Source organism: Streptomyces sp. NPDC048442 (genome assembly GCF_040651475.1).
In the GTDB taxonomy this organism is placed as follows: Bacteria; Actinomycetota; Actinomycetes; order Streptomycetales; family Streptomycetaceae; genus Streptomyces.
Genome location: NZ_JBEZKB010000026.1, coordinates 1 through 13,317 on the forward strand (window position 1 = coordinate 1; position 13,317 = coordinate 13,317).

Annotated in this window: 14 protein-coding genes; 9 read left to right on the forward strand and 5 right to left on the reverse strand. The window is 71.0% G+C overall.

Going from position 1 to position 13,317, the window contains the following annotated elements; all coding sequences use genetic code 11:
• Positions 1-147: 147 nt before the first annotated feature.
• Together cutA and AB0D18_RS30935 are read left to right on the forward strand one after the other, a co-directional pair.
• A complete protein-coding gene (gene cutA, locus AB0D18_RS30930) occupies positions 148-507 on the forward strand; it encodes a divalent-cation tolerance protein CutA (RefSeq protein WP_362425889.1) in 360 nt (119 codons plus the stop codon).
• A 27-nt stretch (positions 508-534) separates the two neighbouring features.
• Complete coding sequence (locus AB0D18_RS30935) at positions 535-1,065, forward strand: GNAT family N-acetyltransferase (protein ID WP_362425892.1); 531 nt, start codon at positions 535-537, stop codon at positions 1,063-1,065.
• Positions 1,066-1,192: 127 nt separating this feature from the next.
• On the opposite strand, the gene AB0D18_RS30940 is transcribed toward AB0D18_RS30935, so the two are convergent.
• Complete coding sequence (locus AB0D18_RS30940; protein WP_362426242.1) at positions 1,193-1,474, reverse strand: helix-turn-helix domain-containing protein; 282 nt, start codon at positions 1,472-1,474, stop codon at positions 1,193-1,195.
• A 216-nt stretch (positions 1,475-1,690) separates the two neighbouring features.
• Here AB0D18_RS30940 and AB0D18_RS30945 point away from each other — a divergent pair, with 216 nt between their 5' ends.
• From AB0D18_RS30945 to helR, 3 genes are all read left to right on the forward strand, one after another.
• Entirely contained in the window at positions 1,691-2,251 is a 561-nt protein-coding gene (locus AB0D18_RS30945; protein WP_362425895.1) for a carboxymuconolactone decarboxylase family protein, read from the forward strand.
• Positions 2,248-2,817: a GNAT family N-acetyltransferase gene (locus AB0D18_RS30950; protein ID WP_362425898.1), complete on the forward strand. Its 570-nt coding sequence runs from the start codon at positions 2,248-2,250 to the stop codon at positions 2,815-2,817. Before AB0D18_RS30945 ends, AB0D18_RS30950 begins: the two co-directional genes overlap by 4 nt.
• A gap of 195 nt (positions 2,818-3,012) precedes the next feature.
• Positions 3,013-5,268, forward strand: a complete 2,256-nt coding sequence (gene helR, locus AB0D18_RS30955) for an RNA polymerase recycling motor ATPase HelR (RefSeq protein WP_362425901.1) — start codon at positions 3,013-3,015, stop codon at positions 5,266-5,268.
• Between the two features lie 377 nt (positions 5,269-5,645).
• Here helR and AB0D18_RS30960 read toward each other — a convergent pair whose 3' ends face one another.
• The 3 genes from AB0D18_RS30960 to AB0D18_RS30970 form a co-directional block, all read right to left on the reverse strand.
• Positions 5,646-6,107: a VOC family protein gene (locus AB0D18_RS30960; RefSeq protein WP_362425903.1), complete on the reverse strand. Its 462-nt coding sequence runs from the start codon at positions 6,105-6,107 to the stop codon at positions 5,646-5,648.
• Between the two features lie 5 nt (positions 6,108-6,112).
• Entirely contained in the window at positions 6,113-6,538 is a 426-nt protein-coding gene (locus AB0D18_RS30965) for a helix-turn-helix transcriptional regulator (RefSeq protein ID WP_362425906.1), read from the reverse strand.
• A gap of 118 nt (positions 6,539-6,656) precedes the next feature.
• The gene (locus AB0D18_RS30970) at positions 6,657-7,613 is read right to left on the reverse strand and encodes an AraC family transcriptional regulator (RefSeq protein WP_362425909.1); all 957 of its coding nucleotides are present in this window, start codon (positions 7,611-7,613) and stop codon (positions 6,657-6,659) included.
• Between the two features lie 178 nt (positions 7,614-7,791).
• Here AB0D18_RS30970 and AB0D18_RS30975 point away from each other — a divergent pair, with 178 nt between their 5' ends.
• Complete coding sequence (locus tag AB0D18_RS30975) at positions 7,792-8,694, forward strand: MBL fold metallo-hydrolase (protein WP_362426245.1); 903 nt, start codon at positions 7,792-7,794, stop codon at positions 8,692-8,694.
• 162 nt (positions 8,695-8,856) lie between these two features.
• Complete coding sequence (locus tag AB0D18_RS30980; RefSeq protein WP_362425912.1) at positions 8,857-9,561, forward strand: hypothetical protein; 705 nt, start codon at positions 8,857-8,859, stop codon at positions 9,559-9,561.
• On the opposite strand, the gene AB0D18_RS30985 is transcribed toward AB0D18_RS30980, so the two are convergent.
• Complete coding sequence (locus AB0D18_RS30985) at positions 9,473-10,786, reverse strand: hypothetical protein (RefSeq protein WP_362425915.1); 1,314 nt, start codon at positions 10,784-10,786, stop codon at positions 9,473-9,475. The two genes, AB0D18_RS30980 and AB0D18_RS30985, sit on opposite strands and share 89 nt — an antisense overlap.
• Before the next feature lie 204 nt (positions 10,787-10,990).
• Between AB0D18_RS30985 and AB0D18_RS30990 the strand changes: the two genes are divergently transcribed.
• Positions 10,991-11,674, forward strand: coding sequence for an O-methyltransferase (locus AB0D18_RS30990; RefSeq protein WP_362425918.1), 684 nt, complete (start codon positions 10,991-10,993; stop codon positions 11,672-11,674).
• 30 nt (positions 11,675-11,704) lie between these two features.
• Positions 11,705-13,237: an FAD-dependent monooxygenase gene (locus AB0D18_RS30995; RefSeq protein WP_362425921.1), complete on the forward strand. Its 1,533-nt coding sequence runs from the start codon at positions 11,705-11,707 to the stop codon at positions 13,235-13,237.
• Positions 13,238-13,317 lie beyond the last annotated feature (80 nt).

Here is a 13,317-nt window from a genome sequence, read left to right on the forward strand (position 1 = left end):
GAAGGCGAGGACGCCCTGGACGACGGTGAGGTCGGTTTCGTACGGGAGGTGGGCGCGGGCGGCGTCGAGGTAGGCGCCGAAAGCCGGGGCTCGCCGACTGCGGTGCGTAGAGGCGCGGGTGGGTGAGCTGCTGCGTACGCTCGCGTCATGACGACGAACGCGGATCCGGATCCGACGCGCAGCTACGCCGTGCTGACCACGACCACCGACGCCGAGGACAAGGCGTACGCCCTGGCCGCCAGGGCCGTCGAGGACCAACTGGCCGCCTGTGCGCAGGTCTTCCCCGTTTCCTCGGTGTACCGGTGGCAGGGTGCGGTCGAGCGGGCGCAGGAGTGGCGGATCGACTTCAAGACGCGCGGTGACCTGGTGGCGGAGCTCGCGCGCCGTATCGGGGAGCTGCACGACTACGACACCCCGGAGATCATCGCCGTACCCGTGACGGCGGGCAGTCCGGCGTACCTGGAGTGGGTGTCGGCGCAGACGCGGGGGATCGAAGGGGTTTCGTAAGTGTCCCCATCGTCCTAGGGTCATTACATGATGCGAACGGTGCGGGTGCGGCAGGCGGTGGCGGACGACATTCCGGAGCTCGTACGGCTGCGGGCGCTGCTCTTCGAGGACCTCGGCGGCGAATTCTTCAACCCCTCGTCCGCGGACGGGGACTGGCGGCACTCGCTCGCCGCCGTACTGAAGGAGCAGATGGTGTCGGACACCGTACGGATCCTGGTCGTGGACGGCGAGTATCCGTACGCCGATGCCGATGCCGATGCCGATGCCGTTGACCGCACCGGCGGCCCTCTCGCCGCCTGCGCCATCGGCACCATCGAGCAGCGGCTCCCCGGGCCGCACCTGCGCAACGGCCGGACCGGTCAGGTCCTCGGCGTCGTCACCGACCCGGAACACCGTCGGCGCGGACACAGCCGGGCGCTCATGCAAGGGCTGCTCAACTGGTTCCGGGAGCGGGAGGCGGCCCGGGTCGATCTGTACGCGTCGGCCGAGGGCGAGCCGCTCTACCGCGCCCTCGGCTTCGACGACCTTCCTGATCCGGCGTTGTACTGGCGCCCGTAGCCCCCGGATTCCGGCCGGTGTTCTCCCTCGTCGGTGGCAGCACGGGAACGGGCCGACGCGCGATTTTGTTGTCCGCGGACAACAACGTCGGCGCGCGCGACGCCAGTTCCGTCCCGCCGCCGCCGGGCTACGCCCGCCCGTCCGGCTCTTCTCCCCATCGCCGGCTCCACTCGTCCAGCGGACGCAGCGCGTCGACGAGGTCCTCGCCGATCGGTGTGAGCCGGTAGCAGCCGTCGTCGTGCAGGGCGAGGAGGCGGGCAGTGGTCAGTTCGGTGAGGCGGGTGCTGAGGACGCTGGAGGACATGCGGGCGCACCTGCGCTGCAACTCCCGGAAACCGGCCGGGCCCTGGTGCAGCTCCCACAGGATGCGCAACGCCCAGCGCCGGCCGAGCAGATCGAGGGCGGCCATGACGGGACGGCCCGTCGCGGAACCGCGTACCGGGACGCCGGGGCGGGGAGTGCCGACCGGCGGTTCGCCCTGCTGTCCGCCGGAAAGCCCGTCGCCGGAAGGTCTGCCTGCTTCCACGCCTGCTCCTCACTGGGCGCTTGCCGCACGCCGCACGCCCTTGCGCTTCGCTTTTCAAAGCATCATAGTGCTTCGAAAAGCGAAGCGAAGGAGTGGCCCATGCCGCGCATCGAACCGCTCACCCCGCCCTACTCCCCGCAGATCGGCCAGGCCCTGCACCGCTGGATGCCGCCGGGTGTGGACCATGAACCCCTCACCCTCTTCCGGGTGTTGTACCGAAACCCCGAACTCGCCTCCCGCATGTTCACCCTCGGGGCGGGGCTGCTAGGCCACGGACTCCTGCCCGACCTGGACCGCGAGATCGTCATCGCCCGTACGACCGCTCGCAGTGGCTGCGCGTACGAATGGGGTGTGCATGCCTCGGCCTTCGCCCACCGGGTCGGGCTTACGCCGGAGCAGCTCCGGGCCACCACCGCGGACGAGCCGACGGCCGACACCTCCTGGCAACCGCAACACCGGGCGCTGCTCGCCGCCGTCGACGAACTCCACGACACGGCACGCCTCTCCACCCCCACCTGGGACTCTCTTCGCGCCCACTACGAGGACCCCCAGCTCCTCGAACTGCTCGTCCTGACCGGCTGGTACCGCACCATCAGCTACCTGGCAAACGGCCTCCAGCTGGACGAGGAAGCATGGGCGACCCCCATCATGGGCTCATGACTGATGATCTCTCGACCGGGTCCCCGGCGCCGGCCCCTGCCCTCGCCGTCCGGCGGCTCGATCGCTATACGAAGGACGAGCTGGCCCAGATACTCGGCGACGGCGACGATCCGTTCGGCGTCGCCGACACCGGTCTGACCTGGCTTCCCAAGGAAGAGCACTTCGGCTTGGCGCAGAACGGCGGACGGAACGGCGGACGCCTCGTCGCGCACGCCGGCCTGCGCAGGCTGCCGTTGGAGGTCCGCGGCGTCGGCCTGGAGGTGGTCGGCGTGGGCGGGGTGGTCGTGGCGCCCGGCCTGCGGGGGCAGGGGCTGGCACGGCAGGTCGTCGGCGCGGCGCTGGAGCACGCGCGGACCATGGGCCCGCAGTGGGCGCTCCTCTTCTGCCGGCCGCCGCTCGTCGCGCTCTACGAGAAGCTCGGCTGGCGCGCGGTCGACGGGGAGGTGCATGTCGAGCAGCCGCAGGAGCGGCTCGTGCTCATGCCGCTGAGGACCATGTGGACACCGCTGCACGGTGACGAGAGCTGGCCGGAGGGTGCGGTGCGACTGCGGTCGCTGCCCATGTGAGTCGCTGCCCATGTGAGTGGCTGCCCGTGTGAGCGTATGAGAAGCGCTGCTGGGAGGAGTGGCAGGGGGAGTACCCACCTCCCGCCACTCTTAACTTATAACGCACTGGGGGCCTTGCGGCAAGGCCCCCACCATGCCGCACAATCACTGGCCTAACGCCAGTACCTGCGGAAATGGGAGATTCACTAAGTGCGTGTGGCTGCTGACACGACCGCTCTGACCACCAGCGCGTTCAACCTGCCCGACCGTCTCGCCGCCAAGGCCGAGCCGGCATTGATCGCCGGCGACGAGAAGCACTTCGCCGCCATCGCGTCGAGCCTTCAGGAGTCGATCACCGAGCTCTCCGACCGCCTCGACGAACTCCGCAGGGCACCCGGCGGCATCGGCCGTGAGGCGATGGACCGGGACGCGGAGATCCACCGGCTGACCGCCCGCCTGCGCACCTTGCGCCGCTTCGGTCTCGACCTGTGCCTCGGGCACTTCGTCCAGAAGGGCGGTGCGGACGATGCCGAGCGCGTGTACATCGGACGTCTGGGCCTCACCGACAGCACCGGGCACCGCCTGCTCGTCGACTGGCGCTCGCCCGCGGCCGAGCCGTTCTTCGCGGCGACGCACGCCAACCCGATGGGGCTGGCGAGCCGCCGCAGGTACCGCTGGACCAGTGGCCGGATCAGCGACTACTGGGACGAGGTGTTCACCGCCGAAGGGCTGGAGGGGCACGCCGCGCTCGACGACCAGTCCGCGTTCATCGCCAGCCTGGGCAGCAACCGGTCGGCCCGGATGCGGGACGTGCTCTCCACCATCCAGTCCGACCAGGACTCCATCATCCGCGCGGGGTCCCGCGGCGCTCTCGTCGTCGACGGCGGTCCGGGCACGGGCAAGACCGTCGTCGCCCTGCACCGCTCCGCCTACCTCCTCTACGCCGACCCCCGGCTCGGCCACCGCAGGGGCGGCGTGCTGTTCGTCGGCCCGCACCGGCCCTACCTGGACTACGTCGCCGACGTCCTGCCCAGCCTCGGGGAGGAGGGCGTACAGACCTGCATCCTGGCGGACCTCGTCGCCGAGGGAGCCGGAGCGGAGGTCGAGAGCGACCCGGAGGTGCTCCGTCTGAAGTCGTCCGCCGACATGGTGAAGGCGATCGAGCCGGCCGTCGGCATCTACGAGGAACCGCCCACCAAGGGGATGACGGTCTCCACCCACTGGTCCGACGTCTGGCTGAGCGCCGACGACTGGTCCGCCGCCTTCGCAGCGGTGGAACCGGGCACTCCGCACAACGAGGCCCGCGACCAGATCCGCGAGGAACTGCTCACGATCCTGATGGACAAGCACCAGGACGAGTACGGGGACGACGGCGCGGGCGGCGGCGCGGGCGACGACGGGGGCGACGCGGAAGTCTCGCCCGAGCTGCTCCGCAGGTCGCTGCTCCAGAACAGGGAACTGATCGGAACCCTCAACCGGGCCTGGCCGATGCTGGAGCCGACCGACCTGGTCGGCGACCTCTGGTCGGTCCCCGCCTACCTGCGCAAGTGCGCTCCCTGGCTCGACGCCGACGACGTACGGAAGTTGCAGCGCAAGGACGCCCCCCACGCCTGGACGGTGTCCGACCTGCCGCTCCTGGACGCGGCCCGGCAGCGGCTCGGCGACCCGGAGGCGTCCGTACGCAAGCAGCGGCACGAGGCCGCCGTCGCCGCCGAACTCGCGCGCAGGGCCGACGTCATGGACAGCCTGCTGCAGAACGTCGAGATCGACGAGAGCGAGGGCGCGCTGGGGATGCTGCACGGTCAGGACCTGAAGGCCTCCCTGGTCGACGAGAACGCACTGCCCACCGCCGAACCGGACCTCCTGGCCGGTCCGTTCGCTCACGTCATCGTGGACGAGGCCCAGGAACTGACCGACGCCGAGTGGCAGATGCTGCTGCTGCGCTGCCCGTCCCGGAGCTTCACCATCGTCGGCGACCGGGCCCAGGCCAGGCACGGGTTCACGGAGTCGTGGCAGGAGCGGCTGGAGCGGGTCGGCCTCGACCGGATCGACGTGGCCTCCCTGACCGTCAACTACCGCACGCCGGAAGAGGTCATGACGGAGGCCGCGCCGGTCATCAGGGCCGCGCTCCCGGACGCCAACGTGCCGACCTCGATCCGCAGCAGCGGCATCCCGGTCGTCCACGGATCCGTGGACGAGCTGGACTCGGTCCTCGATACCTGGCTCGGTGCGCACGCGGACGGGATCGCCTGCGTCATCGGGGCCGCGGACTCCGCAGCCACCTCAGAGGGTGCCTTCCGGGCGAGGCCCCGCGTCCGGTCTCTGACCCCCGGGCTGTCGAAGGGACTCGAGTTCGACCTGGTCGTCCTCCTCGACCCGGAGACGTACGGTGAAGGCATCGAGGGAGCCGTGGACCGCTATGTCGCGATGACCCGCGCGACACAGCAGCTCGTCATCCTCACGAGCGCCTGACGGTACGGGCGGCTGAGGGTACGAGCGCCTGACGGCACGGGCGGCTGAGGGCGCCGGGAGGACGGTCCGCTGCACGGGTACGTCGTCAACGCCGCCATCGAGCAGATGTGGTCACACCGGCCGCCGACGTACGCCGTGCCCTCACCGACCGTGTGCTGCGCCCCGGTGGGCGGTTCGTGAGGGGGGAGCCCGACGGGGACTCGCCGGCTGTCGACCACCCCGACACCGAGCGGGCCGTGGCGGCGGGCCGGATGACCTCGGCGGAGGCCCACCGGTGGCTGGACCACCTGGCCACCGGCCCGTTCCTCGCCATGGTGACGCTCTGCGTCGTCGTCACGGACGTGCCCGCGACGGCATGGGCCCGGTTCGGCCGGGGCCTACTGCCGGCGGGGCTGGGCGAAGCGCACCATGTTCCCGGCGGGGTCGCGGAACGCGCAGTCGCGGACGCCGTAGTGCTGGTCGACCGGCTCCTGGAGCACTTCGCCGCCCGCTTTGCTGATGCGCTCGAAGGTCGCGTCGCAGTCGTCGGTCGCGAAGATGACGCCGCGCAGCAGTCCCTTCGCCATGAGCTCGGTCACCGCCTGCCGGTCGGCCTCCGAGGCGTTCGGGTCCGCGAGCGGCGGTTCCAGGACGATGCTCACGTCCGGCTGTGCGGGCGATCCGAGGGTCACCCAGCGCATCGACTCGTACCCGACGTCGTTGCGCACCTCCAGGCCGAGGGCGTCCCGGTAGAAGGTGAGAGCCTTGTCGTGGTCGTCGACGGCGATGAAGCACTGCGAGAGGCTGAGGCCCGACTGGCTGGTGCTCGGCCGGCTGGTGTTCGTGCGGTTGGTTTCCATGGGTTTCACGCTAGGGGCGGGGGACCGGATCTGGCTTCTCCGTTCCTGACCGGTCGCGAGTGAATCTTGGAGATGCAGGCCGGGACGGCAGCGCCTTCGTCGTGGCTGCGGGCCCGGTACGCGCTCGGGCTCTCGCCGACCAGCTCCGTGAACCGCGAGCTGAACGACCCCAGGGACGTACAGCCGACCGCGAAGCAGACGTCCGTCACCGACAGATCGCCCCGCCGCAGCAGCGCCTTCGCCCGCTCGATCCGGCGCGTCATCAGATAGCTGTACGGGGTCTCCCCGAAGGCGGCGCGAAAGCTGCGGGAGAAATGGCCGGCCGACATGAGCGCGTCACTCGCCAGCGCAGGAACGTCGAGCGGCTCCGCGTAGTCGCGGTCCATCCGGTCACGGGCCCGGCGCAGCCGGACGAGGTCCTCCAGGTTCACACCCTCACCCTCCCACAGCGCCGGGCGGCCCGTACGGCGATGCGGGCAGCCGTCGGGCCGTCCCACCGCCGGGGCGGGGGTGGGGCGGGGGCGCTACCCAGGTGATGTGGTGCTCCGACTACCGCGTGGTGCTCTGACCCGCGCCCGCCGTCTCTGTCCGGTACTGGCCCGGAGTGGTGCCGAACTCCCGGCTGAAGGCGTGGGAGAAGGCGTACGGGGTGCCGTAGCCGACGCGGCGGGCGACGGTGGCCAGCGGGTCCGGGGTGTCGCGGAGCAGGGTGGCGGCGAACGTCAGGCGCCACCAGGTGAGATACGCCATCGGCGGGCGGCCGACCAGAGTGGTGAAGCGGCGGGCCAGGGTGGCGCGGGACACCCCCGCCTCGGCGGCCAGGCGGTCGTTGGTCCACGGGGCGGCGGGGTCCGAGTGCAGCGCCCGCAGGGCGGCGGCCGCCACCGGGTCGCCCAGTACGGCGGGCCAGGTGCCGTTCGTGTCCCGGGCCGCCCAGGAGCGGATCATATAGACGAGGAGAAGGTCGAGCAGGCTGGGCACCGCGAGGCAGGAGCCGGGCCCCTGGGTGGCCAGCTCGTGGCCCAACAGGTCGACGGCGGCGCGGAGTTCGGGGTGGGCGCCGACCCGGTTCGGCAGGTGGACGACCTCCGGCAGTTCTGCCATGAGCGGGTGTACGCGGCTGCGGTCGAGCCGGTACTTGCCGCACAGCATCTGCACTGGCGTCTGCATCTGTGCCTCGTCGGGGGTGGTGGCTGGGGGGCGGTGCGGTTCGTGCCCGTCGAGCCACTGCTCGAACGGCACCGCCTGCTCCACGGCCGCCGCATCGGCGGGGGCGTCGGCCATCACATGTTCCGTGCCGTGCGGCAGCAGCACCACGTCACCCGTGCCGAGCGAGAGCGGCGAGCCGCCCTCGGGCAGCAGCCAGCAGCTCCCCTCCAGCACCACGTGGAAGCCCGCACCGTCGTACGGGGCCAGCCGCGTGCACCAGCTCCCGCTCACCCGCACCCGGTTCGAGGCGGGCCTCCCGACACGTACCGCTGAGACTGCGTCACTCACCACGTCCATCGGGTGAGGATACCCATGGCGTCAGTGGTGAGACGTACGCGTATCCGATTGAGCTGAACAGGCATTGAGGAGCTCATCTGCTCTTCCTAGGGTCGAGGACATGAAGAGCGAGAGCACACAGAGCAGTGAGAGCACACAGAGCAGTGAGAGGACGCAGAGTACGCAGAGCGTGCAGCGCATGGTGTTCGGGGATGTCGAGGTACTCCGAGTCGTCGAGTGGCAAGGGGCGTTCGCGCCCGCACGCGCCCTGGTTCCGGACTCCGGGGCCGAGCTGTGGAAGGGCAACGAGGGCTGGCTGGCACCGGACCACTGGGAGACGGACGGCGACCTGGCGGTGGGGGCGGTGCAGAGCTGGGTGCTGCGCAGCGGCGGACGGACCGTCCTGGTCGACACCGGGTTGGGAAACGGACGCGAGCGGCCGGGCTCGCCGCAGTTCCACCACTGGCAGGGCGATTTCCTGGGCGGCCTGGCGTGGGCCGGCGTCCGGCCCCAGGACGTCGACGTCGTCGTCAACACCCATGTCCACGGTGATCACGTCGGCGGCAACACCGTCGGTACGGAAGGGGGTTGGGAGCCTGCGTTCCCCAACGCCCAGTACCTGATCCCGGCCGCCGACGACTTCCACTTCGGTCCGGACAACGCGTACGGGGGCGGGAGTCAGAGGCCGGACGACCGGCTCATCTACGAGGACAGCATCGCGCCCGTCCACCGGGCCGGGCAGAGCGTCCTGTGGGACGGCACCCACCGCATCGACGAGCACCTCACGCTGGAGTCCGCGCCGGGCCACACACCCGGCTCGGCCGTACTGCGGCTCGCCTCCGGGGGCGACCGGGCGGTCTTCGTCGGCGACCTGCTGCACAGCCCGGTGCAGATCCTCGCGCCGTCCTGCAACAGCTGCTTCTGCCTGGACGCGGAGCAAGCGGTGACCAGCCGCCGCAGAATCCTCGAACGGGCCGCCGAGGAAAGGGAGTTGGTGGTCCCCGCGCACTTCGGCGGTGCGGGCGCCGTGGAAGTCCGGCGGGAGGGCGGCGAATTCACCCTCGGACGGTGGGCGGCCGGCGGGGGCGTACCGGCCTCGTAGGTGACTGTGGGGCGCACGGAGGCACGGGCCCGTTCCAGGTGGCCGTACCGTGCGCTCATACCGGACGGCCGGTGCGCTTGCGCGCCCGCTCGGCGCCCTTGGCGTCCGGGAGGGCCGGCACTGCAATGAGTCGGGCGTACGAAACCGCGAGAGGAGCACAGAGTGATCAACACGTCCGAGACTCTGGCCGTACAGACGATCGAGAGCTTCCTCACCCCTGACGAGACCGCCCAGGTCACCAAGATCGTAGACGACCATCTGGCCGTCACCGGCTGGGTTCCCGCCCGGCCCAGCGAGGGGCTCGCTCCGCCCGATGCCGTGCAGGAGATCCTGTCGGGCGCGATCGACCGGGCGATGCCCGTCATCCGCCGGGCCTTCCCGTCCGCCGACTCCGTTGCCCCGTGGCTGTACCACGACCTCAAACCGGGAGACAGGATCCGCTCGCACGTACACGGCATGGGAGATCCGGACGAGCGGCCCGTCCGGCTGGGCCGGGTGGTGTTCAACCTTCAAGAGGCCGACGAGGGAGGGGAGTTCTACCTCGACACCACCGCGTGCGAGGAGCTGTGGACCGACCGGCTGACCGAGGCCGACGGCGTGTTCGAGCCCGGCACCCGGCTGGTGCACGAGATCACCGCGAGGTCGGGACCGGTCTCCCTCGACGCCATCGCCGCCACTCGCTGGGTCTGCCGCCCGCCGGCGGGGACCACGCTGGTGTACGGGTCACAGCTGATCCACGGCGTCACCCCGGTGACGGCGGGCCGGGCCCGCAAACTCATCACCGACCTGTGCGCGGGGTCGGCCGAGGGAATCGGGCCGCGACCGCACTCGGGGTCGTACGCGCGCCCCGTGTCGCCTCCGCACTGAGTGCAGCCATACCCTGTTCGAGCCTGGCGAGGGCGGAGTCGACAGTCAACAGCAGGGTTCCGGCGGGGAGTTGGCGCAGCCAGTCGCGTACGGCGGGGGCGTGGGCGGGCGTCGCAGCGAGTACCGCGCGGTGGACTCCGGAGGTGGCGGGACCGGGGTAGCCGGGGTTGGCGGTGAAGGCGGACAGGGTCGTGCCGACCGGGGGAAGCGGGAGCGTCGTGCCGTTCGGTACCGGCAGCTCCAGTGCGGCGCGGACGGCGTGGGTGTGCTCCGGCAGGCGGTCGTGCAGCACGGCTTGGGCGTGGGCGAGGTGCGGATCGGTGCCGGTACTGGTCCAGCTCATGTTGGACACCCCGCCGAACCGTCCGTTGATCTCGAAGAGATGGAGCCGCTGCCCGTCACGGGTGAGCGCGAAGTCCAGCTGCCAGGGCCCCCACGGGCGGGAGGTCTCGACGATGTCCCGCACCAGGGCGCTCAACGCGAGACGGGCCGGGGCGGGGAGGAGGGCGGGCTGTACCCGGGCCCGCCGCCCCGGGGCGCAGTCTCCGTCGAGGGCCCCGAGAGCGGTGACGGGCCACTGGGCGGTGCCGGTGGGAAGGGTGAGGAGTTCAACGGCGAACTCCTCGCCCTGGATGGCCTGTTGTACCAGCACGGGGTACGTGAGGGAGGAGCTGAGGGCCGTGAGCCGGGAGGTCCCACGGACGAAGTGCCGACCGGCGAAGGACTCGCTGCGTGCTTCCTTCACGAGCAGGGGGAAGCCCACTTGCCGGGCGGCCCCGCCGAGCTGCCCGGGGTGCTCGCAGACCACGCCGGCGGGGACGGGCCACCCACGCCGGGCCGCCTGCCGGTGCAGGGCCACTTTGTCGCAGGCCAGGGTGGCGAACGCTGCGGAGTGCACCGGCATCCGAGCGCCACCGTCAAAACGGCCGACGGAACGGCTGACGGAACGGCCGTCGGAATGGCCGACGCGGGCGTACAGCGTGAGCATCTGCTCCTGTCCGGGGGACGACATGCCGGGCACCACGAGGTCCGCCCGGTGTTCATCAATGAGTACGCGCAGGTCCTCTTCGGTCAGTGCCTTCGGCAGTGGTGCGCAGGTGACCCGGGGGTCCAGGAATCCGGTGAGGTCGGCGAAGCCCAGAACCGTCACGTGCGCACCGGCCCGGAGAAGGGGAGGCACGAGCCGGTCCGCCCGGAATTCACCCAGTACGAGAACACGCCGCATGGCTCTTCCTCTCTGCACGCGCGGACGAGAAGTACGGCCCGGTGCGCACCACGGCACAGCACACAGGGGCAGCGGCCGCCCATGAGTGTGTCCTCGCGCTGCCGGCGACGGACAGGGCGCATGGGAGGCGCGTGGGCGCGACCAGCCACGGCAGCGCCGCAGATGAGCAGAGCACTCAGCCCCCCAACCCGACAGGAGCCCCGCGTGATCGAACCCCTGCACGACAACTTCAAGGTCGTCCCGCTCACCCGCGAGCTGTACGACTACCTGGTGCGCCAGAGCGAACCCCCCACACCGGTCCAGCGGCGGCTGGAGGCGCAGACGTGTGCGCTGGGGGCGGTGGCCGGCATGCGGGTGCCGCACGAGCAGGCAACCCTGCTGACCCTGCTCGCACGTCTCGTGGAGGCGCAGAAGATCGTCGAAGTCGGGACCTTCACCGGCTGTTCCACCCTGGCCCTGGCGACCGGACTGCGCCCCGGCGGGACCGTCGTCACCTGCGACCTTTCCGAGGAGTGGACCGGCATTGCCCGAACTGCCTGGAAAGAGGCAGGAGTTGAGGACCGTATCGACCTCCGGATCGGCCCCGCGCTGGAGACCGTGGCGGCCCTTCCGCTGCGGAACGACCTCGACCTGGTCTTTCTGGACGCCGACAAGCCCCATTACTGCCAGTACTGGGACCTCCTCGTGCCCCGCCTTCGCCCCGGCGGACTGCTGATCGCCGACAACGTGCTCCAGCAGGGGCAGGTCCACCTCCCCCACGCCACCGGAAACGTCCGCGCCGTACGCGAGTTCAACGCCCATGTGCGGGCCGACCCGCGCGTCGAGTCCGTGATGCTGCCGGTGGCCGACGGCCTGACCATCGCCCGTAAACGGTCCGATCCCGCATAGGTGGACCGACCCGGAACGAGAGGCAGGCTCGTGGAAGCAGAGACCGAAGTGCTCGTGGTCGGCGCCGGACCCACCGGCCTGCTCCTCGCGGCCGAGCTCGCGCTCGCCGGCGTACGGACCGATGTCGTCGAGCGCCGTACCCATCCGCAGCCGAACTCACGCGCACTCAACCTGCACCCGCGCAGCCTGGAGCTGATGGACCAACGCGGCCTGGCCGAACGGTTCCTGGCGGCCGGGCGCACCGTGCCCGGCTGGCAGTTCGCCGGCACGCTGCACACGCCCCTCGACTTCTCCTCGCTCGCCTCCCCGCAGCCGTACGCCCTGCTGCTGGCCCAGTCACGTACCGAAGCGCTGCTGGAGGAGCGGGCCAGGGAGCTCGGGGTCCGCATCCACCGGGGGCACGAGGTGACCGGGCTGAAGCAGAAGGACGACAGCGTGGAGGCGAAGGCGGAGGTAGAGGTGGAGGCGGAGGTGGAGGTGGAACTGCGGGGTCCGGCTGGGCCGGCCACCGTCCGGGCCGCCTACGTGGCCGGTTGCGACGGCGCCCGCAGTACCGTCCGCCGCGCCGCCGGCATCGCGTTCCCCGGGACCGACGAGTCGTTCACCGCGATGGTGGGCGACTTCGCCACCGCCGATCACGCGGATCTCGACCGCGCCAGACAGCACGGGATCCTCGTCTCCCGGCTGGAACCCGGTCTGACCCGGTTCGTCGTCATGGACCCCGAGCGCATGAGGGTCCCCTCCACCACACCCGTCACCCTTGCCGAGTTCCGTACCGCAGTCCTGGGTGTGTGCGGCACCGACTGCGGCATCGGGAACCCGACCTGGCTGTCCCGCTTCGGCAACGCCACCCGGCTCGCCGGGCGTTACCGCTCAGGCCGGCTGCTCCTCGTCGGCGACAGTGCGCACATCCACTTCCCTGTCGGCGCCCAAGGCCTCAACACCGGCCTCCAGGACGCGATGAACCTGGGATGGAAGCTGGCAGCGTGCATCCACGGGTGGGCTGCCCCCGGCCTGCTCGACAGCTACGACGCCGAACGCCGCCCGGTCGGCCTGGCCGTCACCGAACGCACCGAGGCCCAGACGCTCCTGGTCGAACTGCCGCTGGTCGAGCGCTACCGCCGCCCCGCCAGGCTCCTGTGCGAACTGTTCGACACGCTCCTCGGCCTTCCGGAAGTCAACCGGCACCTCGCCGGCCAGCTCTCCGCACTCGACACCGCCTACCCGCCCACCACCTCCACCGCACACCCGATGACCGGCCGCCGCATGCCGGACCTCCCCCTCACCCTCTCGGACGGACGCCGGATCCGTACCTACGAACTGCTCCACGAGGGACGCTTCGTACTGCTCCAACTGACTGCCGCACAGGACCACTTGAACCACTTGACCGCACCTGAGCACGTCACGGCAGTGACCGCACGGACCGAGCCCCGCGCCCTCGACGCCACCACCGAAGTCCTCGTCCGTCCCGACGGACACATCGCCTGGGCCACCGACACCACCGACCCCCACACGCTCGACACCGAGCGGACACGCGCCATGAGGAAATGGATCCGGCTCTGACGCCTACGCCTACAAGCACCCCGGGGGGACGGGCGACCCGGGCGTACGGCCAGGCAGTAGACCGTCCCGGGCACTGCGCG